This window comes from Streptomyces sp. NPDC001599 (genome assembly GCF_042893535.1).
In the GTDB taxonomy this organism is placed as follows: Bacteria; Actinomycetota; Actinomycetes; order Streptomycetales; family Streptomycetaceae; genus Streptomyces.
On the sequence record NZ_JBIAVA010000014.1, the window covers coordinates 1 to 26,747 of the forward strand.

Consider the following 26,747-nt stretch of genomic DNA (forward strand, 5'->3'; position numbering starts at 1 on the left):
GCGTGGGGGGGCGCGGGGGCCCCCGGCCGGCCGGGGGGGGGGGGGGGGGGGGCGCGGGGCCCCCGGGGGGGGGGGGGGCCCCGGCCCCCCCCGGGGGGGGGGCGCCCCCCCGCGGGCCCCCCCCGACCGAGCTGTCGTGCCGCGTCGGCGACCCGGCGCGAGGGTGCAACCGGGTCGCCGTGCGGGCCAGGGGAGCCAGTCGAGGAAAGAACGCGGTGACGTCGAACGGCCGCGGCGGGGTGGTGCGACTCATACTGGCTCCCGATGGCGAGATTCGGCTGGGTTCAGTTCCCGAGGTTGAGTGTCCCGGTGTTGCCCTTCGTGTTGGGGATGTAGACCTCGGGGAACAGCGGTTGCGAGGTCCCGTCCGCCCGCTGCACTGTAGCGGTCATGGTGACCCCGACGGGTATCGTGCTGGTGGCGTCCTGGTAGTCGGGCGTGACCTGGTAGAAGAGGGCGTCGGTGGCCTTGAAGTTGGGGTCCTCCTTCACCAGCTTCTGTGCCGCCAGCTCGAAGGTCCGCATGCTGGGCGTGCCTGTGTTCATGCCGGACTGCCAGCAGGGGACGAGATTGTCCTGCCCGCCGTCCAGTATCTGCCCCTTGCCGCCGAGTACGTTCGGGATCAGGTGACAGCGGGCGAGCCCGGCGTTCGGGGCGTAGGTGTCGCGGTACAGCCCCGCGTCCTGCCACCCGGTGATGTCACCGTCGGCCGCGGTGCCGGTGTCGAGGTTCTTCCCCAAGCAGGCCGTCGCCTGGGCCGCGCGGGTGCCGGCGCCGTTCGGCGTGGTGGTCTTGTTGACATGAGCGACGGCTTGGGTGGTGTTCCTGATCCACCCGTCGCCGGCCCGGACCGATCCGTTCGGCAAGGTCTGCAGGCAGGCGCCCTGCCGGACGGCGGTGGAGTCCGTGATCTTCACCAGGAACTGCTCGGCCTCCAGAATCCGCTGGTCCACGAAGCCGTCGGAGAGCTGAGCCTCGGCGGCCTGGTTGGCAGCGAGCGGGATGTGGGCGCGCACACAGGGCCTGCTGGGGTCCGCGTTGCCCAACTCCTGGACGGCCCAGCCGCCACCGGTGTCCTTGAGGACGATCTCGGTGCACAGGGAACCGTCGGTTCCGCCTTCATGGGTGGCCGGGAAGGGGAACGTGCCACAGCTGTCGTTCGCGACGACGTTCGGCAGCGGCTGGAAGGGGTCGGATCCCCCGCAGGTGCGACTGGTGCGGTCGGAGATACCGCTCTTCGCCCGCGTCAGCGGCTTGGCGGCCCCCCAGCCGTCGGCGAGGTTCTGCTGAGCCCACTGGTATCCGACCGCCGCGGCACCCGCCGTGCCGTCCAACTGGACGGTCGGCATGATGCTGGGCACCACGCAGCCGGGGCTCGGTGTGCTGGTGGAACTGGTGTCGCGGACGTCGTCGTCGCAGCGGATCTGCCTCGGGTTGCTCCAGGAAGCGCTCGGGTCGGTGATCGTGGCGCCGGGGTAGGACACGTACAGCATGTATGACGTCGTGAACTCGGTCTTCGTGCCGGGGGCCGGCGACGAGGAGTAGGAGACACGGCCGTTGCGGGAGTCGCCCTTGACCATGGTGCCCCCGTACCACGGGGCGGTCTTGGTGGCCGTGCAGCCGGCCGAGCACGAGGCCCTGAACTTCGCGATCAGGGATGTCACGGCGCCGGTCGCACCGGTCATCGTCACGGTGACGTGCTCGTTCCACGTCGTGTCCGCGGCGGGCAGGAGGGCACTGGTGGCCACCTCGAGCGTGCCGGTGCCGATCTGCTTGCCGTTGGCGTCCTTGAGCACGTACAGGACGGTCAGGCCGGTGATGCAGTAACCGAACCGGTTGTACGTCCAGTTGCCGGGCGCGGTGATCGTGCAGGTGGCCGAGTCGGGGGGGTCGGCCGCGGCCGCCGACCGCGGGGCGACGGCGTCCGGTTGCGTCCCGGCCGGCGCCTTCGGCGCGACACCCATGGTGACGCAGGACTCCACCGCGCCCGCCCTGCGCTCGCGGGAGCCGACGGGAGTGGGCCGGCAGTGCTCCCCGGGGGTGACCCGGAGGGGCTCCGTCTCCACCGGGGCCGGGGCGTCGGTCGGCGCCGCCGTCCCGATCCGGTCCACCGTGCGGGGGGCCGCGGCCGATGCCTCGGAGACCGGCGCCATCGCGGTGGTGGTGACACCGAGAGCCAGGACGGCCAGCAACGGGACGGCCGCCCGTTGGAGCCGGGTGAGAAGCGAGAATGGTCGCATTGTCGTACATGCCTTTCGGATGTGACGTGCTGCCTGGTGAGTGGGGGCCGGGGGACGCACGGGACCGCCCCGCCGGGCACCGGCGGGGCGGGGTATCACCCGTTGCGAGAGTGGAGGGTCCCCGTCAGAAGTGGACGAGGTCGTCGACGAAGTCGGAGACCAGTTCCTTGCCTTCGTGCGCGATCTTGCTGACCACGGGGGAGGCCTTCTTCACGAGCGACTTCACCACCTTGCCGCGGCCGAAGGTGGCCAGGTTGAGGGCGGCGCTCCCGACCGAGCTGACGAACTCGCCGCTGAGGAAGCCGTGTTCGATGCCGGTGAAGAGAGCGCTCAGGGCGCCGGCGCCCAGCGAAACGTAGCCGAAGAACGCCGCGCCCGCGGCGAGCGGCGGGAAGACGAGACTGGCGGCGCCGAGACCGGCGGCGATCAGGCCCGAGGCGACGCTGACCTTGTTGGCGGTGTCGGCCCACCAGCCGGCGTCCGACCACCAGTCCTCGCCGTCTTCTCCGGTGCCGGTGCCGGTGCCGTTGGGACGGACTTCGTCGTTGGTGCCGTTGTCGGCCGGGTTACTGCCCTGCTGGCGCTGCTCCCTCGCCTTCTCGGCGGCCTCACGGGCCTGCTCCTGGATCTCGATCTGGCGCTTCTGGTCGGCGATCTGGTGTGCCTGGCTGGCGGCCGCGGCAGCCGCTGCCTTGTCCCGACCCGCCTGCAGCTCGGACTGGCGGGCCGCCGCGGCGGACGCCTGAGCGCTGTAGGAGGACTGGAGTGCCGAACGGGCCGCGTCGATGGCCTTGTTCGCGGAGTAGTTCGCCGACCGGGACGCCTGGCGCGCGGTCGCGGCCGCCGCGCTGGCCTGGTTGGCCGAAGACTGCGCGGCAGCCGACGAACGGTCGGCGGCGTCGGCGTTGTCCTCGGCCTGCTGGGCGTAGCCGTTCGCCTTGTCCGCCGCGTCCAGCGCCTTGTCGGCCCACTCCTGCGCCTCTTCGCCGGCCTTGCGCGCGTCGGCTGCCGCCTTCGAGGCTTCCGCCGCGTCCTTCTGCGCCTGGTAGGCGATCTTGGCGGCGGCTGCGATCGACCCGCGGATGGCGGCGACGTGGGTGGCGGAGTCGTGATCGAGTCGCGCCGCCTTGTACTGCGCCGTCTGCACGAGACTCCGGCGCATCCAGGTGGGGCCCTCCAGGGCCACCTCCGCGTACGCCTTCACGTACTCGCCGCCGGTGGCCGTCAACGTCGCGGTGGCCACCGAGTCGTCCTCCCGCACCGCGGCCGGGTAGGTGCGGTCGAAGAAGTCCTGGTAGCCCTCGGGAGTGTTCTCGTCGAGCGCGTCGTTGGCGGCCTTGATGACGGCCTTGCCCGGATCGTCGTCGAGGATGCGACCGATCTGGACCTTGTTGTCGTCCTGCGATGCCCGGATGACACCGGAGGTGAGGAAGTCCCCCACCGCTGTCGAACTGGAGTCCTGAAGGGCGGCGTAGGCCGCTTCCGCGATGGTGGGACTGGATATCTGTGCCAAATAGAGGACGGTCTCCCGGTCGTCCTGGTTCTTGGCGAGGGTCCGGTCGAGGTCCACCCAGGAGAGCACGTCCTCGTCGCTGCCGGCGAGTGCGAACTGAGCCGCCTGCCGCGTCCACGCGCCGTTGGACTCCAGCAGCCCGGTGGCGGCCTTGCGGCCCAGGGTGGCGGCGAGGGTCAGGTCACCGGTCTCCCACAGCGCCTTCTCGGCTGCGGCGATGACCTCCTTGAGGGCCTGCTCGGTCTGCGCGTCCTGGGTGCGCTTGTCCTCGTACTCGGCCCTTTCGAGGGCCTCGATCTGGGCCAGCTGGCGGGCCTCGTCGATGCCCTGCAGCTTCTGCTGCTCGATGCGGGCCAGCTCCGCGTCCCTGGCGTTCTGTTCCACGGTCATGGCGTCCGTCACCGCCTTGGTGGCGGTGTCGGCGGCCTTCACGGCCTCCGCGGCGTGCGCGGTGGACTTGTTGGCGTAGTCGATGGCCTTGCCCGCGTTCTTCACCGCCTCGTCGGCGGCGTCGGCGGCCTTCTCCGCGTGTGCGGCCGCGGAAAAGGCGGCGTCGCGGGCCTGACGCGCGGCGGAGGCCGCCGTGTTGGCGAGCGCCTGAGCGGTGGAGGCGGAGTTGGTGGCGCGGTTGGCGGCGGCCGTTGCGATGGCCGCCTGCCGCTTGGCCTCGGCGGCCTCGGACTGGGCCGCGCCGGAGGCCTCGGCCGCCTGTGCGGCGGCCCGTGCGGCGGCGGCGGAGTTGCGCGCGGCGCCCGCCGCGGCGACGCCGGCGTTGACGGACTGGGCGGTGGCGGCCGCGGCGTAGTCGGCGGCCTTGGCCGCGGACGTGGCCTTCGCGGCCGCGTCGCGAGCGGCGACGGCCGCGTTCTTGGCGGCCTGCGTCTTGCCCGCGTCCTTGGACGCGGCGATGGCCGCGTTGTAGGCGCGCGCGGCGGCGTTGCCGGCCGACGCGGCGGCGTGCGAGGCAGCTGTGGCCGCGTAGGAGGCGCGGCGGGAGGCTGTGACGGCCGCGTTCGAGGCGCTGATGGCGTCGCGGGCGGCGTTCGCCGCGCCCTTGGCGGCGTTCGCCGCCTTACGGGCGGCCGCGGCGGACTTCTTCACGTCCTGCTGGGCGGCCGCGGCTTCGGCGGCGGCCTTCTCGGCCGCCTCCTTCGCCTTCTGGGCGGCGGCCTCCGCACGTGCCGACGCCTCGACCGCCAGGTCGGTCTCGGCCCTGGCGCGCTTGCCCTCCCGCTCCACCACAGCGACGAGTTCGGCGATGGTCGCGGACTCCTGGTCCCGGGCCCGGGCGATGTGCTGGCCGGTGTCGAGGAACCACTGGACGTCCGTGGCCGAGCCGCTCAGCGCGCGGTCGGCGTACTTGCGCACCTCGGGTCCGGCGCTGACCAGCATGGCCGCCACCTGAACCCGGGCGTCCTCCAGCGCGGCATCGTACTGACCGTCCGTGAGGAAGGTCTCCAAGGCCTGGCGGGTGCCGGAGTTCAGAGCGGCGGACGCCTCTCGTCTGACCGCCTTGTCGCCGGTGGACGAGACGATGGCGGTCGCCACGCTCAGGTCCTCCAGCAGTGCGGGCTGGTAACCCTGCGCCAGGAACGCGGCGATGGCGTCGTCACCGTCGTCCAGGGCGGCCACGGCCTCCCGGCGCGTGCCCTTGCCGGCCCGGACGAGGGACCTGGCGATGGCGACGCGATTGTCCTCCGTCCTGACCTTGGGGAGCGTCTCGGTCAGGAACGTCTGGACCTCCGCGTCGGTGCCGTACAGGGCGTATGCGGCCGCGGCCTTGGTGGCGCGGCCGCCCGTCATGAACGCCTTGACGACCTTCGCGCGGTCGGTGTCCGGCAAGGTGAGTGAGTCGGCGGGATCGGCGTCGGCGGCCAGGGCGGGGGTCGGAAGAGCGAGCGACAAGGGGGTGGCGGCAGCGGCGGTCGTAGCGGCAACCGCGCCGAGGAGTCGTCTGCGACTCCAGTACATCGTCTGCATAAAAGTGTTGTCCTCGTCGTCAGTGGTTGACGGGCAGCGAATGCGAGCTCGGACCAGACCATTCCAACGCGCCGTCATGCGGAAATCAATTGCCCCCGATGGAAATTGAGGGGTAGTCAGGCGATGGGTCACGAATGACACTATTTGCTCTGCGTGACTTCTTCGCATTTGGTCACACCACCTCCACGGGTAGTGACGGATCTCACACGCGATCTTCAACTCTGGTCCGTTTTGCTCAGGTTCAGGCGGTGGACGAGATCGTCGAGGGACGATGACATGTATGGGCGCGGTGAAGTCGGGATCTTGGAGGTCGGCGATTCCGTACGGTTTCGATGAGGCCGGAACGAGGGGGATGGGAGCTGATGTTCGCCGAGTTCGACCGCTGCCGAAATACGGGGCATTTCAAAGGCGGGCGATTCCCGCAGGCCCTCGGAACGGCCGTTTCCGGCCTGATTCCCGATACCGCCCGCCCAGGGGCGGCCCGACGTATCACTCCGGTCGTCGAGGCCCCAGCCATCCACGGATCGACGAAGGAATGAGATGAAGGCACACGTCGTGAGCACTGCCAAGTCGCACCGCAAGAGGATCGTCGCGCGCACCCTGATAACCTGCGTGGCCACCGGTGCCGTGGCGTTCGGAGTCCTGGCGGCCGGGACACAGGGCGGGGACGACGGCAACGGCCCGGCGGTGTCCGTGGCCGACGAAGACCCCGGTTATGCGGTGGAGGACTTCAACTACCCGGGGGCCGACCGGATCCTTGAGGAGCGGGGCATCGTCCTCAAGCGCGGTGACGGTCACATCACTCTCGCCGACTGCGCCTCCGGCACCGACCTCATCCAGGTCATGGCGCGGCGCGCGGAGGACCCCGTCTGCTTCCGGACCGTGGGCGCCTCCGGTTGGCTCACCATGGAGATACCCGCCGTCTACCTCGTCAGAGGCAACGACTACGCCACTCAGGTGGACATGACCGTCGGGGACGAGGAGAAGTCCTTCGACATCGAGAAGAACACCTGGACCGCGGTGGGCGAGAGCGCGGACGAGCAGGGCCGCGAACACCTGCTGGTGGAGATTCGCACCACCAAGTGAGGTGCCGGCCGACATCTTCCCGTCCAACTTCTGCAGGAAAGTGCTGATGCGAAGAAGTAGACCATCGCGGTTCGCCGCACTCGCCGCCGCGCTCCTCGCCGGGCCGCTCGCTCTGACCGCCGTCCCGGCGCACGCCGTCACCGGCCCGGCCGTCACCGACTCCACCACGACGTACTCCTTCGCCGCCCAACTCACCGTCGGCGACCACGACCGCGGCTGCTCCGGCGTCCTGGTCGACACCGAATGGCTGCTCACCGCCGCCAGTTGCTTCGCCGACAACCCCGCCGACAGCCTCGCCGTGCCCCCGGGCAAGCCCGCCATGGCGACCACCGCGACCATCGGCCGCGCCGACCTCACCGGCACGGGCGGCGCCGTCCGCAAGGTCGTGGAACTGGTGCCGCGCACCGACCGTGACGTGGTCCTGGCCCGGCTGAACCGCCCGGTCACCAATGTCACCCCGCTCGCCCTGGCCACCACCGCCCCCACCGCCGGCGAGGAGCTGACGCTCGCCGGGTACGGCCGCAGCGCGTCCGAGTGGGCGCCGCTGAACCTGCACACCGGCGTCTTCTCGGTGGACGCGCCGGACGCCACCACCGCCACGGTGACCGGCAAGGACGGCGCGGCAGCGTGCATGGGCGACACCGGCGGCCCGCTGGTGCGCACCGTGAACGGCACCCAGCAGCTCGCCGCCCTGGGCAGCCGTTCCTACCAGGGCGGCTGCTTCGGCATCGACGCCGCCGAGACGCGCACCGGCGGCATCGTCGCCCGCGTCGACGACCTCGGCTCCTGGGTGGCGTCCAAGACCGGCGCCAACCGGATCACCGACTTCAACTGCGACGGCGTCGAGGACGTCGCTGTCGCCGACCCGATGGCCGACGTCGACACGCACGCCAAGGCGGGCCTGGTCAGGGTCGTCTACGGCGGCGGCAAGGGCACCGCGGAGATCACCCAGGACCTCGACTGGGTCCCGGGCGGCTCCGAGGGCAACGACCAGTTCGGCACCACGCTGGCCGTCGTCGACTACGACGAGGACGGGTGCAGCGACCTCGTGGTCGGCGCTCCGCGCGAGAACCTCGGCGAGGCCGTCGACGCGGGCATGGTCGACGTCCTGCACGGCGGCCGGGGCGGTCTCGGCACCTCGGCGACCAAGGCCACCCACTTCGAGCAGGGGGCCGGAAACGGGACCATCAAGGCCTCCGCGTCGGAGACCGGCGACCTGATGGGGCAGGCCCTCGCGGCCGGGACCACCGCCGCCGGTGAGCCGTTCGTCGCCATCGGTGTGCCGGGCGAGAGCCTCGGCACCGACGCCAAGGCGGGCCAGGTCTACTACGTCCGGGGCGGCACCAACGCGGGCATCCACCAGGACCGGCTGGACGTGCCCGGCGCCGTCGAGGCGAACGACGGTTTCGGCGCGGTGCTCGCCGCCGACGCCAACCACCTCGTCATCGGGGCGCCCGACGAGGCCATCGGCGCCGACGCCGCCGCCGGTAACCTCGCGGTCTTCTCGCACACGCTGAACAGCGAGAAGCGGCCCACCCCGCTGTTCGGTCTCGACCAGGACCTGGACACCGTCTCCGGCGGTGCCGAGGCCGGCGACCGCTTCGGCGCGGCCCTGGCCCTGGCCCCGTACCGTCCGTCCGGCGCGGCGCGCGCCGACGAGTCGATCCTCGCGGTCGGTTCACCGGGCGAGGCCCTGAGCATCAACGGTGCGAACAAGGCGGAGGCGGGCAACGTCCTCACCTTCCGCATCACCGCCGCGGGCGCCTACACGCAGATGAACAACTACTACTCCGGCACCAACGAGGACGACGTCTCCGGTGCCTCGGAGGCGGGCGACCACTTCGGGTCCACCCTCACCGCCGTCAACACCGCGCCGCGCGCGGTGAGCACCACGGCGACGATGAAGCTGGCCGTCGGCATCCCGGACGAGGCACTCGGCTCGACGGCCAGTGCCGGGGCGGTGCACGTCTTCTCGCTGCTCGGCTCGCCCGGCGCCAACGACAAGTGGATCGAGTCCGGCGACGGCGACGGTGTCCCGGGGACCCCGGGCGCCAACCAGCGCCTCGGCTCCAGCCTCCACTTCACCGGCACCCACCTGTACGTGGGCATGCCCTACGGTCCGACCAGCACCGGCGCGCTGTACGCCCTGCCGATGTCCAACGTGACCCTCGGCGAGACCAACGCCGCGGTCACCGCCTACCAGCCGGGACAGGGCGGTCTCCCCGCCTCCGGCACCACCTTCGGGTACGCGGCGCGGTAGTCACCGCGTCAGTCTCAGCCGGCCGTGGCGTCCAGCGCCACGGCCGGCGCGTTCGCCGGGCGCGGTACGCCCGACGGGTCGAGCACGAACAGCGCGACGTCCAGCAGGTCACCGCGGACCCGGGCGTCCTCGGCGTACCCGGCGAGCGAGAAGTACACGCCCCGCGCCGACTCCGCCATGGCCGTCAGCCACAGGCACTCCACGTCCCGCACCGAGGCCGGGCCCACCGTCGGATCCACCTGGACGACGAGGCCGGGCGCGGCCAGCCCGATGCCGGACAGGGGCCGCTGGTCGGCGCGGCGCACGTCCCGGTGGCCGAGCCCGCGCAGGTACAGGACGGCCGCGGTGACCGCGTCGCGGGCGGTGCGGATCGGGACGGCCCGGTGCGCGGGGACCCGTGACCCCGGAGTGCGCCCCGACCGGCCCGTGGCCGAGGGGTCCACCGGCACGCACAGCACCGTCCCGCAGGGGCAGCCCAGCTCCGGCCGCGGCCACCGGCTCTCGATCCCGCAGGCCGCGCAGCGCACCCCGATCCACTCCTCGTCCCAGGCCCGCCGGGTGACCGCGGTGGCGGCCCCGCGCGGATCCAGCTCCGGGGCGACGGGCGCGCCGCACACGCAGGGGTACGACGGTGCCGTGTAGCGGTGCCGGCGCCCGCAGGCGGTGCAGCACACCGAGATGGTCTCGGACATGACCCCCATCGTCCTCTCTTGACGGCCCCCGGCTGCCCACTTACATTACTTCCAGATCGTAGAAAACAAATTTCGCTATACGGAAGTTGCTACGGAAGAAGCTCACCGCGGGGCGCGACGGGAGTGCGAATCCGACAGCCGGATCAGGAGTACTCGATGGCTCGTATGACCGCTGCCCGAGCGGCAGTTGAGATCCTCAAGCGCGAGGGCGTCACCGACGCGTTCGGTGTGCCCGGTGCGGCGATCAACCCCTTCTACGCGGCGCTCAAGGCGTCCGGCGGCGTCCAGCACACCCTCGCCCGGCACGTCGAGGGCGCCTCGCACATGGCCGAGGGCTACACCCGCACCCACCCCGGCAACATCGGCGTCTGCATCGGCACCTCGGGCCCGGCCGGCACCGACATGATCACCGGTCTCTACTCGGCGATCGGCGACTCGATCCCGATCCTGTGCATCACCGGCCAGGCGCCGACCGCCGTGATCCACAAGGAGGACTTCCAGGCCGTCGACATCGCCTCGATCGCCAAGCCGGTGACGAAGATGGCGGTCACCGTCCTGGAGGCCGCGCAGGTCCCCGGCGTCTTCCAGCAGGCGTTCCACCTGATGCGCTCCGGCCGTCCGGGACCGGTCCTGATCGACCTGCCGATCGACGTCCAGACCACCGAGATCGAGTTCGACCCGGAGACCTACGAGCCGCTCCCGGTCTACCGGCCCACCGCCACCCGCGCTCAGATCGAGAAGGCCCTCGGCCTGCTCAACGCCGCCGAGCGGCCGCTGATCGTGGCCGGCGGCGGTGTCATCAACGCCGACGCCGCCGACCTGCTCGTGGAGTTCGCCGAGCTGACCGGCACCCCGGTCGTGCCGACCCTGATGGGCTGGGGTCTGCTGCCCGACGACCACGAGCTGAACGCCGGTATGGTCGGCCTCCAGACCTCGCACCGCTACGGCAACGCGACCTTCCTGGAGTCGGACTTCGTCCTCGGCATCGGCAACCGCTGGGCCAACCGCCACACCGGCAAGCTGGACGTTTACACCGCCGGGCGGAAGTTCGTCCACGTCGACGTCGAGCCGACCCAGATCGGCAAGATCTTCGCCCCGGACTACGGCATCGCCTCCGACGCCAAGGCCGCCCTGGAGCTGTTCGTCGGGGTCGCCAAGGAGCTGAAGGCGGCCGGGAAGCTGCCCGACCGCTCCGCCTGGGCCGCCTCCGCCCAGGAGCGCAGGGCCACCCTCCAGCGCCGTACGCACTTCGACGACATCCCGATCAAGCCGCAGCGCGTCTACGAGGAGATGAACAAGGCCTTCGGCCCGGAGACCCGGTACGTCTCCACCATCGGCCTCTCGCAGATCGCCGGCGCCCAGATGCTGCACGTCTACCGGCCGCGGCACTGGATCAACTGCGGCCAGGCAGGACCGCTCGGCTGGACCGTCCCGGCCGCCCTCGGCGTCGCCAAGGCCGACCCGGACGCCCAGGTCGTGGCGCTCTCCGGCGACTACGACTTCCAGTTCATGCTGGAGGAGCTGGCCGTCGGCGCGCAGCACAAGATCCCGTACGTGCACGTCCTGGTGAACAACTCCTACCTGGGCCTGATCCGCCAGGCGCAGCGGGCGTTCGACATCGACTTCCAGGTCAACCTGGAGTTCGAGAACATCAACTCGCCCGAGCTGGGCGTCTACGGCGTCGACCACGTCAAGGTCGCCGAGGGCCTGGGCTGCAAGGCGATCCGGGTGACCGACCCGAACGAGCTGGGCGCGGCCCTGGAGCAGGCCAAGAAGCTGGCCGCCGAGCACCGGGTGCCGGTCGTCGTCGAGGCGATCCTGGAGCGCGTCACCAACATCTCCATGTCGGGCACCAACGACATCTCCAACGTGGTGGAGTTCGAGGAGGTGGCCACGGAGCCGGGGCACGCCCCGACCGCGGTCCGGACGCTGAAGGTCTGACGGACCCGGCGCCGAGCGCCCAGAGCGGCCCGTTCCCCTCCTCCGGGGGACGGGCCGCTCTCACGTATGTGCGGACCCCACGTGTGGGCGGACCACATGTGTGCGGACCAATGTGTGCGCGCTCAGTCCGAGCCACCACCGCCACCACCACCGCCCCCCGAGCCGCAGCCGCCCGCATGGTCCCCGTGGTGGCCCGCGCCGCCCCAGTCGCCCGAGACCGAGTCCTCGTACTCGTCGCGCCACCTCAGGAACCTGCCGCGGCCCAGGGAGAAGCGCACTCCTTCGGCCGGGGTGCCCGGGGCCGCCAGCCCGGTCCGCAGCGCGAAGCGCGGCAGCAGCAGGCGCAGGGCGGCATCGCCGTGCAGGGCGACCGCGAGCAGCGTGTCGTCGTCCGTCAGCCCGTGCCTGACCGCCGGCAGCGGGTGTCGCTCCCGCCAGAACTCCACGCGCCGACGGGCACCGCGGGTCGGCCTGAGCCAGGGACGGCCGAGCAGCCCGTCCTCGGCGAGCGGGATGCGCGTCAGGGCCACGGCGAGGCGCACGTCGGGGTGCCGGACCAGCTCACGAGCGGTGAGCGGCTCGTGCAGGCAGTCCAGGACCGTCCCCTCGAACGGCCCCAGGCCCTCCGGCTCGGGACCCGCCGCGCACAGCGTCCGGCGCGGGCCGGTCTCGACGGCGCCCAGCAGGTGCAGGGCGACCAGCGCCACCGTGACGGCGGCCGGTGGCCCGCCGCCCAGCAGCGCGACCTGGTGCGGCTCCCACCCGATCTCCGTGACACCGTCCACGACCCCACCCCCGTGCGCCCCGTGTTGTGCCGGGGTTGTGCCCGCTGCGGGGGACTCCTACGCCCGCTCAGCCACCGCGGTGCTCATGGTGCTCGTGCAGTCCCGGCCAGTCCTCCGGGCCGCCGCCCTGCCACTCGACCAGGTCGCTCGACTCGACGTCGGTCACGTACAGGTCGGCCAGCCGCAGCAGCTCGGCCACGTCGTCGACGTGCGAGGCGACGCCCAGGGTCTCCTCGCCCGAGGTGACCCGGCGGGAGCCGTCGAGGGCGGGGGAGTGGACGACGATGTGCGGATGCTCGGGCGGGTGTGCGGTTGCCATGCCTCCAGGCTGCTGCGCGGGCGGGCGATCCGCACGCCGGAGCACATAGGAGCACCTCGGTGAACGCCGAGCAGCGCCGGATGCGGGACCGTCCGCATCCGGCGCTGCTCGGCCGGTGAAGGTTCTTGGTGAGGGTTGTCGCCGAAGGTTTCTTCACGTGGTGCCCGTCCGGCGGCGCGAGGATGGGCGCGACAGGTCGTTCGCGCCGCCGGACGGAGTGTGCGGGGCCTCTCGATCACGAGAGGCGTGTGGCTGGGACCGCGGCGGTGCGACGGGCCGGAACGGCTCCTCCCCTCAGGTCGTAGGAGGAACGCCCGTGCCCTTCACCACCGCACTGGCTCGCTGGCCGCCGCGGTCCTCGCCCTGCCCGCGCCGGCACCTGGCGGTCACCCCTCATCCGGGCCGCTTCGGTGCCTGCGCGGGCCGCGCGCACGGTCCCGGCCTCCCCGCCGGGTCCCGTGCGCGAGCCGGTGGATCAGTCCTCGCGCAGGGCGCGGACCGCCTCCTCGACGCGCTTGCCGTAGTCCGGGTCGGCCGCGTGGAAGTGCGCGAGGTTCTTCTCCACGACGTCGTTGCGGGAGACCTGCGACAGACCGCCGGCGATGTTCGCGACCAGGCGCTGCTTCTCGTCCTCGCTCATCAGCCGGTACAGCGCGCCGGCCTGCACGAAGTGGTCGTCCTTGGTGTGCAGCGGCGCCTCGTGGGTGCCGGTGTGACCGGACACCGGGAGCGGGGCCGCCAGGGGCGTGCCGGTCTCGGCCGGGCCGTCGTAAGAGTTGGGCTCGTAGTTCTTGGCGTACCGGCCCTGGGAGTTGGACGCCATCAGGCCGTCGCGGCCGTAGTTGGCGGCGCCGCCGGGCACGGCCTTCGGGGCGTTCACCGCGAGCTGGGTGTGGTTGACGCCCAGGCGGTAGCGATGCGCGTCCGCGTAGGCGAACAGGCGGCCCTGGAGCATCTTGTCGGGGGAGGGGCCGATGCCGGGAACGAAGTTGTTCGGGGAGAACGCGGCCTGCTCGACCTCCGCGAAGACGTTGTCCGGGTTGCGGTCCAGCACCAGCCGGCCGACCCGCTTGAGCGGGTAGTCGGCGTGCGGCCACACCTTGGTCACGTCGAACGGGTTGAAGCGGTAGTTCGCCGCCTCGGCCACCGGCATCAGCTGCACGTGCAGCGTCCAGGACGGGTACACGCCCCGCTCGATCGCCTGCACCAGGTCCGTCTGGTGCGAGGTCGGGTCCTCGCCCGCGAGCTTCGCGGCCTCGTCGGCGGTCAGGCAGCGGATGCCCTGGTCCGTCTTGAAGTGGTACTTGACGAAGAAGGACTCGCCCTTGGCGTTCGTCCACTGGTAGGTGTGCGAGCCGAAGCCGTCCATGTGGCGGTACGACGCGGGGATGCCGCGGTCGCCCATCAGCCAGGTGATCTGGTGCGTCGCCTCGGGGGAGTGCGCCCAGAAGTCGAAGACGTTGTCCGGCTCCTGACGGCCCGTGAACGGGTCGCGCTTCTGCGAGTGGATGAAGTCGGGGAACTTGATCGGGTCCTTGATGAAGAACACCGGGGTGTTGTTGCCGACGAGGTCGTAGTTGCCCTCCTCGGTGTAGAACTTCAGCGCGAAGCCCCGCGGGTCGCGGACCGCGTCCGCGCCGCCGAGCGAGTCGGCCACCGTGGAGAAGCGCAGGAAGACCTCGGTGCGCTTGCCGACCGTGTTCAGGAAGTCGGCGTGGGTGAAGCCGCTGACGTCGTCGGTCACCTCGAAGTGGCCGTAGGCGCCGGAGCCGCGGGCGTGCACCACGCGCTCCGGGATGCGCTCGCGGTTGAAGCGCGCGAGCTTCTCGATGAGGTGCTGGTCCTGGATCAGGAGCGGGCCGCCGATGCCGGCGGAGGCTGAGTTCTGGTTGTCGGCGACCGGGGCGCCGGACTCGGTGGTGAGCACGCGCTGCGACATCGTGGACCTTCCGTGGCCTTGCAGACGAGGGTTCAGCGGGAACATCTAGTGGAAACTGATTTCCGCTTCGTGGAGCCTAGATTTGGGACTGTGGCACGTCAACAGTTTGTTGAAGTGGGTTCCGGGCGGCGCCGCCGCTCGGGCGCGACATGACAGGTGTCAGCGACCGCGCCGCCCGGAGGTCTCATGGGGCCGGTACGACGGTCAGACCTGGCCGCCGGACAGGCGCTCCACGGCGCGCAGCAGCGCCGAGTGGTCCAGGCCGCCGTCGCCCTGGGCGCGCAGCGAGGCGACCAGCTGGGCCACCACGGCGCCCACCGGCAGCGCGGCGCCCACGTTGCGGGCGGCGTCGGTGACGATGCCCATGTCCTTGTGGTGCAGGTCGATGCGGAAGCCCGGCTTGAAGTCGCGGCCGAGGAAGTTGTCCTTCTTCCGCGTCAGCACGGTCGAGCCGGCCAGACCGCCGTTGAGGACGTCCAGGGCGGCCTTCAGGTCCACGCCGGACTTCTCCAGGAAGACCACGGCCTCGGAGCACGCCTGGATGTTGACGGCGACGATCAGCTGGTTGGCGGCCTTCACGGTCTGGCCCGAGCCGTGCGGGCCGCACAGCACGATGGTCTTGCCGAGCGCCTCCAGGAGCGGCCTGGCCTCGTCGAAGTCGGCCTGCTCACCGCCGACCATGATGGACAGCACGGCCTCGATCGCACCGGCCTCGCCGCCGGAGACGGGGGCGTCCAGGACGCGGATGCCCTTGTCCTTGGCGGCCTTCGCGAGGTCCACCGAGGTCTGCGGGGTGATCGAGGACATGTCGACCAGCAGCGCGCCGGACTTCGCGTTCTCCAGGATGCCGTCGGGGCCGTAGGCGATGGCCTCGACCTGCGGCGACGCGGGCACCATGGTCACGACGACGTCGGCGTCGCGCACGGCCTCGGCGATCGAGCCGGCCACGGTGCCGCCGGCGGCGGCGAGGCGGTCCAGCTTCTCCTGCTCCAGGGTGAAGCCGGTGACCTGGTAACCCGCCTTGATCAGGTTCTCGGACATGGGGGAGCCCATGATGCCGAGACCGACCCAGGCGACCTTGGGGAGCGTGCTCATGATGGGTACCTCTCTGGAAAATCTCTGAAGAGTTCTGCGGGTGGCGCTCAGCGGGCCGCGCGGGCCCCGGCCGGCAGCCAGGAGAAGGACTGGGAGCTGGGGGCGTCGCCGGGCTTGTACTCCAGGCCGACCCAGCCGTCGTACCCGGCCTTCGCCAGCCGGTCGAGCAGGTCCTCCAGCGGGAGGGAGCCCGTGCCGGGTGCGCCGCGGCCCGGGTTGTCGGCGATCTGGACGTGGCCGGTCTTTGCGGCGTACGCGTCGATCACCTGCGGCAGGTCCTCGCCGTTCATGGACAGGTGGTAGAGGTCCATGAGGAACTTGGCGTTGCCGAGACCGGTGGCCTCGTTGACCTTGTCCACGACCCCGATCGCGGCCGGTGCCGACACCAGCGGGTACCGCGGCGACTCGGGCTCGTTGAGCGCCTCGATCAGCAGGATCGCGCCGATCCGGTCGGCCGCGCGGGCGGCGAGGACCAGGTTCTCCAGCGCCAGCTTGTCCTGCTCGGCCGGGTCCACGCCCTCGACCCGGTTGCCGTACAGCGCGTTGAGCGCCGTGCAGCCCAGCGACCGGGCGAAGTCGGCGGCCACGTCGATGTTGGCGCGGAAGCGGTCCGACTCCGCGCCGGGGATCGACAGCGCGCCCCGGTCGGGTCCGGGCAGCTGCCCGGCGTAGAAGTTCAGGCCGGTGAGCCGGACGCCCGCGTCCTCGATCGCCGACCTGAGGGCGTCGAGTTCGGACTGCTCGGGGGTGGGCGAGTCGATCCAGGGCCACCACAGCTCGACCGCGGTGAAGCCGGCCGCGGCGGCGGCCGCGGGGCGCTCCAGGAGCGGGAGTTCCGTGAAGAGGATCGACAGGTTGACGTTGAAGCGCTGCTCTGCGAATCCCATGGGATGCCGCGCTCCCTTCCGCTTGAGGGTGTGTTTCCGTATTACGGAAGTTCGTTTCTGCTTGATGGAAGGTTGCCCGGGGAGTGCGGCTGTTGTCAAGAGGGGGCGGCGCAAAGCGGTCACCCCGCGTTAGGTTGACCGCGTGCGATTGAGAGTGGAGTTCACGACCGAGCCCTTCGACCTCGACGAGGCGCCCGCCCATGCGGTGGTGGCCCGGGAGGTCGTCGAGGCGGCCGAACTGGACGCGGTGGACGTCGGCCCCTTCGGCAACACCGCCGAGGGCGGCGCCGACCAGGTGCTCACCGCCGTGGACGCGCTGCTGCGCCGCTCCCTGGAGGCCGGCGCGACCCGGATCTCGCTCCAGGTCAACGTGGTCGGAGAGGGCGTCGAGGGGGAGGGCGAGCGGTGACCGGTCCTGCCGAGGAGCCGTTCATCGCGGCCGTGAAGCCCCTGGTCGACGCCATGGGCGGCGAGATGCTGCCGCCGGACGAGGCGGGTCTCGAGGATGTCGTGCTCGCCTGGGAGGGCGCGGACGTCGTCGCCGTACGCCTGCCCCAGCTCGCCGACTCCCTCGATCACATCCTGGCCGCCATGGAGCGCCGGCAGGGCAGGCCGCTGGCCGACCTGGACCGCCGCACCAAGCAGGAGGTCGTCCGGGCCCTGGAGGCACGCGGCGCCTTCGCCGTACGGCACGGCGTGGAGACCGTCGCGAGCGCCCTCGGCGTCAGCCGCTTCACCGTGTACAACTACCTCAACCGCGAGAAGGGCACCTGACCTGCACGGTTCCTTCGCGCCTCCAGCCGCCGTCCGGTAACCGGGCGGCGGCTTTTCTGACCCCGAATTTTCAACAAAGTGTTGACGGCTTGTTTCCGAGGGCGTTAGCTATCGGCACGCCCGCTCAGCACAAGGCCACGGAGGCTCCCGTGACGTCCACTTCCGCGTCGGGCCTGGCCCGCTTCAACACCCTCGAGGAGACCGCGGCACTCGCGGAACTCCACGAGGCGTGCGCCGCCACGGCGTGGGCCCGGTACCTGCTCGCCGCCCGCCCCTTCGCCACCGCCGAGGACCTGTACGCCGCCAGCGACGCCGCCATGGCCGAGCTGACGGCGGACGACCTCGCCCAGGCGATGGCCGGACACCCGCCGATCGGCCGCCCCAAGCCGGGCGATGCGACCTCGTCCCGCGAACAGGCGGGCATGGCGGGCGCCGCCGAGGAACTCAAGGCGGAGATGCTCGAACTGAACCTGGCCTACCAGGAGAAGTTCGGCCACGTCTTCCTCATCTGCGCCACCGGCCGGACCGGCGAGCAGATGCGGGACGCGGCTCTGGAGCGGATCGGGAACTCGCCCGAGCAGGAGCGGGAGATCGTCCGCACCGAACTGGGGAAGATCAACCGCATCCGCCTGACCCGACTTCTCGAACAGGACGCCCGACCATGAGCACCAGCACCACCGCCTCCGTGTCCACGCACATCCTGGACACCAGCGTCGGCCGCCCCGCCGGGGACGTCGCCGTCCACCTCGCCGCCCGTGCGGGCCGCGAAGCGGACTGGCAGGCACTCGGCGGCTCCGCGACCGACGCCGACGGCCGGTGCAAGGACCTCCCGGCCCTGCCGGAGGGCACCACCCACGTACGGCTCGACTTCGACACCGAGACGTACTTCGCCAAGAAACAAGCCGCGGCCCAGCAGGACGCCCCCGCGCTCCGGGACAGCGAGAACGGCCGGCCCGTGTTCTTCCCCGAGGTCACCATCACCTTCGCGGTGGTGCCCGGCGAGCACTACCACGTTCCGCTGCTGCTCAACCCGTTCGGCTACTCCGTTTACCGAGGGAGCTGACCGAATCATGACCCGTTTCGTCCTGGGACAGAACCAGTACGGCAAGGCGGAGAACCGCGTCGTCAAGATCACGCGCGACGGCGACACGCACCACATCAAGGACCTGAACGTCTCCGTCGCCCTGTCCGGCGACATGGAGGAGGTCCACCGCAGCGGTTCCAACGCCAACGTCCTGCCGACCGACACCACCAAGAACACGGTGTTCGCCTTCGCCAAGGAGCACGGCATCGAGAGCGCCGAGGACCTCGGCGTCAAGCTCGCCCGCCACTTCGTGGACAACAACGAGCCCATCCACCGGGCCCGCATCCGCATCGAGGAGTACGGCTGGGAGCGGATCGAGACGTCGAAGGGCGGCGCCCGCTTCGTCGGTGCGGAGGAGATCGCGCACTCCTTCGTCCGCACCGGCCAGGAGACCCGCGTCGCGCAGATCACCTACGACGGCCACGGCATCCAGGTGCTCTCCGGCTTCAAGGACCTCACCGTCCTGAACTCGACCAACTCCGAGTTCTTCGGCTTCCTCAAGGACAAGTACACGACCCTTCCGGAGGACCACGACCGCATCCTCGCCACCACCGTCTCCACCTGGTGGCGGCACAACTGGGACGGCATCGACTCGCACGCCCCCGACTGGGACCGCTCCTACGGCGGGGTGCGCAAGCACGCGCTCCAGGCGTTCGCCGAGACCTACTCGTACTCGCTCCAGCAGACCCTCTTCGAGATGGGTGTGCGGGTGCTCAACTCCCGCGACGAGGTCGACGAGATCCGCTTCTCGATGCCCAACAAGCACCACTTCCGCTCGGACCTGTCGCCCTTCGGGATCGACAACGAGGCCAAGGACGGCGCCGTGTACTACGCCGCCGACCGCCCCTACGGCCTGATCGAGGCCACCATCCTGCGCGACGGCGCCGAGCAACTCATCCCGGTCGACATGACCAACCTCTGACGCGGGACGCGCGCCACCGGCCCGGCCGCCCGGGCCGGCGGCGCGTCACACCGGAGGGAACACCATGGCACAGCCTGCAACGGAGCCGGCGAAAGGCTCGAGTTCCACCCCGTCACCGGAGCACACCGAGGACGCCGTCACGTCCGTGCACCCGGTCGACGAGAAGCTCCACCCCTCGCGGCTCGTCCCCGCCGCACTCCAGCACATCGCCGCCATGTACGCGGGCGTTGTCACTCCTCCGCTCATCATCGGCCAGGCCTGCGGACTGGACATCGAGGGCCGCACCCGGCTGATCGCGGCCTCGCTGCTCATCGCGGGCGTCGCCACCCTGCTCCAGACCCTCGGCGTCAAGGGCTTCGTCGGCAACCGCCTGCCCTTCGTCAACGCCGCCTCCTCGGCCGGTATCGCCCCCATCCTCGCCATCGTCGAGACCAACGCGCAGGGCAGCCAACTCCCCGCCGTCTACGGCGCGGTGATGGTCGCCGGTGTCTTCTGCCTCGCCGTCGGACCGTTCTTCGGCCGACTGCTGCGCTTCTTCCCGCCGCTGGTCACGGGCGTCGTCATCACCCTCATCGGCGTCACGCTGATGCCGGTCCCGGTCGGCTGGGCCCAGGGCGGCGACAAGACCGCCGCCGACTTCGGCTCGATGCGCAACCTCGCGCTCGCCGCCTTCACCCTCGCGGTCATACTCGTCGTCCAGCGCTTCGGCAAGGGATTCGTCAAACAAGTGGCCCTGCTGTTCGGTCTGTTGATCGGCACCCTGGCCGCCATCCCCTTCGGCATGGCCGACTTCGGCGCCCTGGACTCCGCGCCGGTCGCCGCCCTGCCGACCCCCTTCGCCTTCGGCGCGCCCGAGTTCCAGCCCGCGGCCGTCCTGTCGCTGTGCATCGTCATGCTGGTCCTGATGACGGAGTCGTCCGCCGGCATGCTCGCCCTCGGCGAGATCTGCGACCGCCGCGCCGACGCCAGGGTCATCACCCGCGGCCTGCGCACCGACGGCCTCGCCACCCTCGTCGGACCCGTCTTCGGCGGCTTCCCCACCTCCGCCTTCGCCCAGAACGTCGGCGTCGTCTCCCTCACCCGGGTACGCAGCCGCTACGTCGTCGCCGTCGCCGGCGCCACCCTGCTCGTCCTCGGCGCCTTCCCGGTCCTCGGCGCGGTCGTCTCGCTGGTGCCGATGCCGGTGCTCGGCGGCGCGGGCATCGTGCTGTTCGGCTCGATCGCGGTCAGCGGCATCCGTACGCTCTCCGAGGCCGGGCTGGACGACAGCTCCAACATCATCCTGGTCGCCGTGGCGCTCGGCGCGGGCATCATCCCGCTCGCCGCGCCGACCTTCTACGCCGAGTTCCCCGCCTGGGCCCAGACCGTGCTGGGCTCCGGCATCAGCGCCGGAGCGATCGTCGCGGTCGCCCTCAACCTGTTCTTCCACCACCTCGGCACCCGGAGCCGCCACCCGGTCCCGGCACTCAAATCCTCCTAGGGTCCTGCCGTGCCCTCCCCGCGGGTACTCGACTCCCCGCCCGCGGGCCCCACCGAAAGGCAAGGAAGCAGCATGGCAGCAGCATCGGCAACCGAACGCACCGTCATCGAGCACTGTGCGATCGCCACCGTGGACGCGGGCGACACCGAGTACGCCTCCGGTCACGTCGTGCTCGCCGGCAACCGCATCGAGTCCGTCGGCGCGGGCGGGGCACCCGAGGACCTGGAGAACGTCGTACGCCGGATCGACGCGACCGGCCACCTGGCCACCCCCGGACTGGTCAACACCCACCACCACTTCTACCAGTGGCTCACCCGGGGCCTGGCCACGGACCACAAGCTCTTCGACTGGCTGGTCGCCCTGTACCCGACCTGGGCGCGCCTCGACGAGCCGATGGCCCACGCGGCCGCCCAGGGCTCGCTGGCGATGATGGCCCGCGGCGGGGTCACCACCGCCGCCGACCACCACTACATCCACCCGCGCGGCGCCGGCGACCTGTCCGGCGCGATCATCCGCGCCGCCCGCGACATGGGCGTCCGCTTCACCCTCGCCCGCGGCTCGATGGACCGCGGCGAGTCCGACGGCGGGCTGCCGCCCGACTTCGCGGTGGAGAGCCTGGACGACGCGCTCGCCGCCACCGAGGCCACCGTCCGGGAGCACCACGACCCCTCCTTCGACGCGATGACCCAGGTCGCCGTCGCCCCCTGCTCGCCCTTCTCCGTCTCCACCGAACTGATGCGGCACAGCGCCGAGCTGGCCCGCCGGCTCGGCGTGCGGCTGCACACCCACGGCTCGGAGACCGTCGAGGAGGAGAAGTTCTGCCACGAGCTGTTCGGCATGGGCCCCACCGACTACTTCGAATCCACCGGCTGGCTCGGCGAGGACGTGTGGATGGCGCACTGCGTCCACATGAACGACTCCGACATCGCCGCCTTCGCCCGCACCGGCACCGGCGTCGCCCACTGCCCGTCCTCCAACGCCCGCCTGGCCGCCGGCATCGCCCGGGTCCCCGACCTGCTCGCCGCCGGAGTCCCGGTCGGCCTCGGCGTCGACGGCACCGCCTCCAACGAGTCCGGCGAACTCCACACCGAACTGCGGAACGCCCTGCTGATCAACCGACTCGGCGCCCACCGCGAGGCCGCGCTGAACGCGCGCAAGGCACTGCGCCTGGGCACGTACGGCGGCGCGCGGGTCCTCGGCCGGGCCGCCGAGACCGGCTCCCTGGAGGCGGGCAAGCTCGCCGACCTGGTGCTGTGGCGCATGGACACCCTCGCCCACTCCTCGATCGCCGACCCGGTGACCGCCCTGGTCCTCGGCGCCCCCTCCCCGGTCACGGCGTCGTTCGTGAACGGACGGCAGATCGTCGAGGACGGCAGGCTGCTCACGGTCGACGAGGACGCCGTCGCCCGCTCCACCCGGGACGAGGCACGGCGCCTGGCCCGGATCGCCGCGCAGGACTGAGCCGGACGCCGCCGAACACCGCACAGCAGAACACCACTTGATCTCCGGCCGGGAGGGACGGCTCCCGGCCGGTAACCGTGGACCCGAGCGGGGTCCACGGTGGCCTACTCCGGGGTGTGCGCCCCTGCGCGCACGCCCCGGAGCGGTCGCCCGTTCCCCCGAACGGTCCGTCCCGGTCCCGCACGACCACCACTAGCTCCACCTCCCTGACACCCACGTCAGAGCCGACGTGTAACCGACCGGAGGAACGCCGCCGTGGCCGACCACCCTGTTGACGAGAAACTCCCGCCACTGAAGATGGCGACGACCGGCCTGCAACACGTGGCCGCCATGTACGCCGGGGTCGTCGCCCCGCCCCTGATCGTCGGCGCGGCCATCGGCCTGAGCGCCACCGAGCTGACCTTCCTCACCGGCGCCTGTCTGTTCACCGCGGGCCTGGCCACCTTCCTCCAGACGCTGGGCATCTGGAAGATCGGCGCCCGGCTGCCCTTCGTCAACGGCGTCACCTTCGCCGGTGTCGCCCCCATGACCGCGGTCGTCGCCTCCACCGACGACAAGTCCGACGCGCTGCCGATCATCTTCGGCGCGGTCATCGTCGCCGGACTCCTCGGTTTCGTCGCCGCCCCCTTCTTCAGCAAGGCGATCCGCTTCTTCCCGCCGGTCGTCACCGGCACCGTCATCACCCTGATAGGCATATCCCTGCTGCCCGTCGCCTTCGGCTGGGCACAGGGACCCAGCCCCACCGCGGACGACTTCGGCTCGGCGACCAACCTCGGCCTGGCCGGAATCACCCTCGTCATCGTGCTGTTCCTGCGCCGCTTCACCCGGGGCTTCGTCAAGCAGATCGCCGTGCTGCTCGGCCTGATCGCGGGCACGCTCGTCGCGATCCCGTTCGGCGTCACGGACTTCGGCCCGGTCGCGGACGCGGACGTGGTCGGCTTCCCGACGCCGTTCCACTTCGGCGCCCCGCAGTTCCAGATCGCCGCGATCATCTCCATGTGCGTGGTGATGGTGGTCTCGATGACCGAGTCCACGGCCGACATGCTCGCCCTCGGCGAGATCGTGGACCGCCCGGCCGACGAGAAGACCATCGCGGCCGGACTGCGCGCCGACACCCTCGGCTCCGCCCTCAGCCCGGTCTTCAACGGCTTCATGTGCAGCGCCTTCGCCCAGAACATCGGCCTGGTCGCGATGACGAAGATCCGCAGCCGGTACGTCGTCGCGGTCGGCGGCGGCTTCCTGGTCCTGATGGGCCTGTGCCCGATGGCGGCCTCGCTCATCGCCGTCGTCCCGCGCCCGGTGCTGGGCGGTGCCGGCGTGGTCCTGTTCGGCTCGGTCGCGGCCAGCGGCATCCAGACCCTGGTGCGGGCGAGCCTGGACAAGGACAACAACGTCCTGATCGTGGCGGTCTCGCTGGCCGTCGGCATCATCCCGATCGCGGCGCCGGAGTTCTACCACTCGTTCCCGGAGAACGCGCGCATCATCCTCGACTCGGGCATCTCGACCGGCTGCGTGGCCGCGGTCCTGCTCAACCTGGTCTTCAACCACATCGGCGGCCGGGAACGCGACGCGGAGGACGTCACCCACCCGATGGAGGCGGGCGACGAGATCACGGAGTCGTCCCGGGCCGCGGCGATGCCGTGACGCCGGGAGCCCCGCCAGGGCTCCATCGCTGTCCGGTGACGGGACGGTTCGTCCCGGGCGACCCGCCGTCCGCGCGGTGTGCCGCCCGGGACGAACCGTCCCGGCGGTGTGTCGTCCGGGACGAACCGTCCCGCTCCATGTCACCGGCGCCTCACCGGTCCCGCCCCTCCCGACACCGCAGGGCGGCCGTGGCGATCGTCGTCGCCACCCGGAAGGCGGGCCGCCGCCCCTCGACCGAGGCCCGCGCGGCCCACGACACCGAGCACCGGCCGGAGCCGACGGACGCCTGACGCGGCATCCGTCGGCCTACAGTCCGAACAGCTCCGGCCGGGCCGCCAGTTCCTTGAAACGCTGCCGCGGGTCCGCCACCAGCCTGCGCTCGCGCAGGTCCATCAGCCCGCCGACGGCCTCGATCTCGGCGGCGACCGTGCCGTCCGCCTTGGTGATGAGCTGCCGGATCCGGAAGGTCTTGCCCGTACCCCACTCGAAGGCACAGGTCACCGTGACCTCGTCACCGGCGAGCAGCTCCCGCTGGAACCGGATGGTCGTCTCCAGGGCCACCGGCCCGACCCCGCGGGCGACCAGGTCCGCCTGTCGGATCCCGGCCGCCTGGAGCATCGACCAGCGGGCGTGCTCGGCGTAGTTCAGGTACACCGACTGGTTCAGATGGCCCTGGGTGTCGGTCTCGTACCCGCGGACGGTCACGGGAACGGAGAACGGTTCGCTCACTGCTGCTGCCTCTCCTCGCACACGTACGGACGGACCGATCCTGACATGCGGGCGTCACACCTTTCGCGGGGAGGCCAGCAGGTAACGGGCCCGTGTGCGCGGCTCGGTGTGCTCCCCGGTCTGCCAGCCCGCCCGCTCCAGCGTCGCCGCGCACTCCCGCAGCGCGGCGCCGTCGCCTTCGTACACGGCGACCGCCTCGGGCTGCGGCGTCGCCCGCACCCGGTATCCGTCGTCGCCGTCCGGACCGGCCGGACGGTGCCCGGCCGCCTCCAGGGCGAGTGCGGCGGCCCGCACGAGATGCGTCCGCTCCCACGCGCACGGCCGGTCCGTGCTCCCGTCGGGATGCGTCATCCGGCGCAGCTCCAGCAGCCCCTGCCAGGCGCCGCGCACCTCACGCAGCCGCGCGGACCCCGAGCCGCCCGGCGCGGCCTCCTCCCCGCCGACCCGTGCGGCGAACACACCCCCGGCGGCCGGGGCTCCGGCGGGCTCCGGCGCCTCCGGCTCTTCCGGCGCGTCGGCCGCCTCCCGTATCCGGTGCCCGGCCGGGGTCAGGAAGTGGTCGTGCGGCGGGCGCGGATGCCGGAAGGCGAGCCCCCGCCTCACCAGCGCCGCGAGCTGGGTCTCCGTACCCTTCAGGCGTCCGGTGGCGGGATCGGCGGCGGCGATGACACGCCGCTGCGCGGCGGTCGGCGACAGTGCCACGGCGTGCCCCCCTTCTCTCGTCGGCTCACCGGTGACGCCTTCGAAGACTACGACGGAGGTCTGACATTCCAGGCGGCGATCACCGGCCGCCCGTGCTCCGTCCCCAGCCGGCACAGCGTCCCCGTACCCAGCTGGAACAGCGCCCCGTGCGAGGGCGGAAGACCCAGGTGCCGGGCGGTCAGCACGCGCAGGAAGTGCCCGTGCGCCACCAGCACCACGCACCCCTCGGTGTTGGCGAAGGCCGCCTCCACCGTGGCCAGCACCCGGTCGGCCCGCTCACCCACCTGCTCGGGCGTCTCCCCGGGGTGGTCCGGCGGTCCGGGCGCGACCCCGTCCGTGAACAGGAACCAGTCCGGCCGGCTCCGGTGGATCTCGACGGTCGTGATTCCTTCGTAGCCGCCGTAGTCCCACTCGTGCAGGTCCGGCTCGATCCGCACCCCGTGCAGCCCGATCAGTTCGGCCGTCTCCCGGGCCCGCTGGAAGGGGCTGACGAAGGCCGCCCCGATCCGGTGCGACCGGATCAGCGGCACCAGACTCCGGGCCTGCTCCCGCCCCTTCTCGGTCAGCGGGACGTCCGTCAGCCCGGTGTGCCGCCCCGAGCGCGACCATTCGGTCTCACCGTGCCGGACCAGAAAAAGATCACCCATGGACCTCCGCCTTTCCACCGTGCTCGTCAGCACGGTGTCACATGGGCAGCATGGCCCACGGAACCGACTCGGTCCCCGGCGGGTGCCCGGATCTAGGATCCCTCCGTGCTCAAGACACCCTTCGCACCCGCCGTCCGCTGGACGGCCGCCGTGCTGATCACTCTGCCGGCGGCCACGGCGTGCGACGATACCGGCGCCCGGACCGCGACGGTCTCCGCCGTCCGAGTCACCGCCGCCTGGCAGGCCGGCGACGACACGGCCCTCACCCTGTCCGCCGACCGTACCTTCACCGCGTCCGGGCTGGACTCGGGCAAGCTCGCCGGTGCCGGCTGCCCGGGCGGGCACACCGCCGGCGACTGGGCCTTCTTCGCCGACGACGGCGACGGCCTGTACATGACCTCGCCGCGGGCCCGGTCGGGATCGGAGATCGGCCTGTCCTTCACCGAGCAGTCCGACGAGCCCTGCCGGCTCACGCTGACGGTCGTCGACGACGGTGAGACCCTGTGCGCCACGTCCGATCCGGAAACCCCGTGCGACCTGGGCGTCCGCTTCACCCGGAAGGGCTGA

At 71.5% G+C, this 26,747-nt stretch carries 24 protein-coding genes and 1 pseudogene; 13 read left to right on the forward strand and 12 right to left on the reverse strand.

Features of this window, described 5'->3' with window-relative positions; all coding sequences use genetic code 11:
- The 3 genes and pseudogenes from ACFYZ3_RS29290 to ACFYZ3_RS29300 form a co-directional block, all read right to left on the reverse strand.
- Positions 1–253 (reverse strand): annotated as a pseudogene (locus tag ACFYZ3_RS29290) (hypothetical protein); the annotation flags it as partial.
- Positions 254–284: 31 nt separating this feature from the next.
- Positions 285–2,240, reverse strand: coding sequence for a DNA/RNA non-specific endonuclease (locus ACFYZ3_RS29295; RefSeq protein WP_388523767.1), 1,956 nt, complete (start codon positions 2,238–2,240; stop codon positions 285–287).
- A gap of 124 nt (positions 2,241–2,364) precedes the next feature.
- Complete coding sequence (locus ACFYZ3_RS29300) at positions 2,365–5,733, reverse strand: ALF repeat-containing protein (RefSeq protein WP_388523770.1); 3,369 nt, start codon at positions 5,731–5,733, stop codon at positions 2,365–2,367.
- 540 nt (positions 5,734–6,273) lie between these two features.
- Between ACFYZ3_RS29300 and ACFYZ3_RS29305 the strand changes: the two genes are divergently transcribed.
- Both ACFYZ3_RS29305 and ACFYZ3_RS29310 read left to right on the forward strand, forming a co-directional pair.
- Positions 6,274–6,819: a hypothetical protein gene (locus tag ACFYZ3_RS29305; RefSeq protein WP_388523773.1), complete on the forward strand. Its 546-nt coding sequence runs from the start codon at positions 6,274–6,276 to the stop codon at positions 6,817–6,819.
- A 46-nt stretch (positions 6,820–6,865) separates the two neighbouring features.
- Positions 6,866–9,079, forward strand: a complete 2,214-nt coding sequence (locus ACFYZ3_RS29310) for a trypsin-like serine protease (protein ID WP_388523777.1) — start codon at positions 6,866–6,868, stop codon at positions 9,077–9,079.
- Positions 9,080–9,093: 14 nt separating this feature from the next.
- Here ACFYZ3_RS29310 and ACFYZ3_RS29315 read toward each other — a convergent pair whose 3' ends face one another.
- Positions 9,094–9,780: a hypothetical protein gene (locus tag ACFYZ3_RS29315; RefSeq protein WP_388523780.1), complete on the reverse strand. Its 687-nt coding sequence runs from the start codon at positions 9,778–9,780 to the stop codon at positions 9,094–9,096.
- Between the two features lie 147 nt (positions 9,781–9,927).
- On the opposite strand from ACFYZ3_RS29315, the gene gcl reads away from it, so the two are divergent.
- Complete coding sequence (gene gcl, locus ACFYZ3_RS29320) at positions 9,928–11,712, forward strand: glyoxylate carboligase (RefSeq protein WP_388523783.1); 1,785 nt, start codon at positions 9,928–9,930, stop codon at positions 11,710–11,712.
- A 122-nt stretch (positions 11,713–11,834) separates the two neighbouring features.
- Here the strand turns inward: gcl and ACFYZ3_RS29325 are convergent, their stop codons facing one another.
- The 5 genes from ACFYZ3_RS29325 to ACFYZ3_RS29345 all read right to left on the reverse strand — a co-directional run bounded on the left by ACFYZ3_RS29325 (position 11,835) and on the right by ACFYZ3_RS29345 (position 16,737).
- Positions 11,835–12,497: a TIGR04222 domain-containing membrane protein gene (locus tag ACFYZ3_RS29325; RefSeq protein WP_388523786.1), complete on the reverse strand. Its 663-nt coding sequence runs from the start codon at positions 12,495–12,497 to the stop codon at positions 11,835–11,837.
- A 67-nt stretch (positions 12,498–12,564) separates the two neighbouring features.
- Positions 12,565–12,816 carry a hypothetical protein gene (locus ACFYZ3_RS29330; RefSeq protein WP_385358453.1) on the reverse strand — a complete coding sequence of 84 codons (252 nt, stop codon included), beginning with the start codon at positions 12,814–12,816 and terminating at the stop codon, positions 12,565–12,567.
- A gap of 475 nt (positions 12,817–13,291) precedes the next feature.
- The gene (locus ACFYZ3_RS29335; RefSeq protein WP_388523788.1) at positions 13,292–14,755 is read right to left on the reverse strand and encodes a catalase; all 1,464 of its coding nucleotides are present in this window, start codon (positions 14,753–14,755) and stop codon (positions 13,292–13,294) included.
- Positions 14,756–14,959: 204 nt separating this feature from the next.
- The gene (locus ACFYZ3_RS29340; protein WP_388523791.1) at positions 14,960–15,850 is read right to left on the reverse strand and encodes a 2-hydroxy-3-oxopropionate reductase; all 891 of its coding nucleotides are present in this window, start codon (positions 15,848–15,850) and stop codon (positions 14,960–14,962) included.
- A 47-nt stretch (positions 15,851–15,897) separates the two neighbouring features.
- Positions 15,898–16,737, reverse strand: coding sequence for a TIM barrel protein (locus tag ACFYZ3_RS29345; RefSeq protein WP_388523794.1), 840 nt, complete (start codon positions 16,735–16,737; stop codon positions 15,898–15,900).
- Between the two features lie 142 nt (positions 16,738–16,879).
- Here ACFYZ3_RS29345 and ACFYZ3_RS29350 point away from each other — a divergent pair, with 142 nt between their 5' ends.
- The 9 genes from ACFYZ3_RS29350 (at position 16,880) to ACFYZ3_RS29390 (ending at position 24,392) form a co-directional block, all read left to right on the forward strand.
- Positions 16,880–17,146 carry a hypothetical protein gene (locus tag ACFYZ3_RS29350; protein WP_361016138.1) on the forward strand — a complete coding sequence of 89 codons (267 nt, stop codon included), beginning with the start codon at positions 16,880–16,882 and terminating at the stop codon, positions 17,144–17,146.
- Complete coding sequence (locus ACFYZ3_RS29355; protein ID WP_361016140.1) at positions 17,143–17,511, forward strand: helix-turn-helix domain-containing protein; 369 nt, start codon at positions 17,143–17,145, stop codon at positions 17,509–17,511. Before ACFYZ3_RS29350 ends, ACFYZ3_RS29355 begins: the two co-directional genes overlap by 4 nt.
- Positions 17,512–17,660: 149 nt before the next feature.
- The gene (uraD, locus tag ACFYZ3_RS29360) at positions 17,661–18,176 is read left to right on the forward strand and encodes a 2-oxo-4-hydroxy-4-carboxy-5-ureidoimidazoline decarboxylase (protein ID WP_388523799.1); all 516 of its coding nucleotides are present in this window, start codon (positions 17,661–17,663) and stop codon (positions 18,174–18,176) included.
- Positions 18,173–18,574, forward strand: a complete 402-nt coding sequence (gene uraH, locus ACFYZ3_RS29365; protein ID WP_388523802.1) for a hydroxyisourate hydrolase — start codon at positions 18,173–18,175, stop codon at positions 18,572–18,574. Before uraD ends, uraH begins: the two co-directional genes overlap by 4 nt.
- A gap of 7 nt (positions 18,575–18,581) precedes the next feature.
- Positions 18,582–19,517: a factor-independent urate hydroxylase gene (gene pucL / locus ACFYZ3_RS29370; protein WP_127892693.1), complete on the forward strand. Its 936-nt coding sequence runs from the start codon at positions 18,582–18,584 to the stop codon at positions 19,515–19,517.
- Between the two features lie 64 nt (positions 19,518–19,581).
- Positions 19,582–20,997: a nucleobase:cation symporter-2 family protein gene (locus ACFYZ3_RS29375; RefSeq protein ID WP_388523806.1), complete on the forward strand. Its 1,416-nt coding sequence runs from the start codon at positions 19,582–19,584 to the stop codon at positions 20,995–20,997.
- A gap of 72 nt (positions 20,998–21,069) precedes the next feature.
- Positions 21,070–22,458, forward strand: a complete 1,389-nt coding sequence (locus ACFYZ3_RS29380; protein WP_388523809.1) for an 8-oxoguanine deaminase — start codon at positions 21,070–21,072, stop codon at positions 22,456–22,458.
- Between the two features lie 255 nt (positions 22,459–22,713).
- Complete coding sequence (locus ACFYZ3_RS29385) at positions 22,714–24,102, forward strand: nucleobase:cation symporter-2 family protein (protein WP_388523812.1); 1,389 nt, start codon at positions 22,714–22,716, stop codon at positions 24,100–24,102.
- Positions 24,103–24,239: 137 nt separating this feature from the next.
- A complete protein-coding gene (locus ACFYZ3_RS29390; protein ID WP_388523815.1) occupies positions 24,240–24,392 on the forward strand; it encodes a hypothetical protein in 153 nt (50 codons plus the stop codon).
- A 16-nt stretch (positions 24,393–24,408) separates the two neighbouring features.
- Here the strand turns inward: ACFYZ3_RS29390 and ACFYZ3_RS29395 are convergent, their stop codons facing one another.
- From ACFYZ3_RS29395 to ACFYZ3_RS29405, 3 genes are read right to left on the reverse strand one after another with little or no spacing between them, the layout of a single operon-like run.
- Positions 24,409–24,831 (reverse strand): acyl-CoA thioesterase, encoded by a 423-nt coding sequence (locus ACFYZ3_RS29395; RefSeq protein WP_388523818.1) that lies wholly within the window; start codon positions 24,829–24,831, stop codon positions 24,409–24,411.
- 54 nt (positions 24,832–24,885) lie between these two features.
- Positions 24,886–25,533 (reverse strand): hypothetical protein, encoded by a 648-nt coding sequence (locus ACFYZ3_RS29400; RefSeq protein WP_388523821.1) that lies wholly within the window; start codon positions 25,531–25,533, stop codon positions 24,886–24,888.
- Between the two features lie 47 nt (positions 25,534–25,580).
- Positions 25,581–26,180, reverse strand: a complete 600-nt coding sequence (locus tag ACFYZ3_RS29405; RefSeq protein ID WP_388523824.1) for a histidine phosphatase family protein — start codon at positions 26,178–26,180, stop codon at positions 25,581–25,583.
- A gap of 105 nt (positions 26,181–26,285) precedes the next feature.
- Here ACFYZ3_RS29405 and ACFYZ3_RS29410 point away from each other — a divergent pair, with 105 nt between their 5' ends.
- A complete protein-coding gene (locus tag ACFYZ3_RS29410) occupies positions 26,286–26,747 on the forward strand; it encodes a hypothetical protein (protein ID WP_388523827.1) in 462 nt (153 codons plus the stop codon).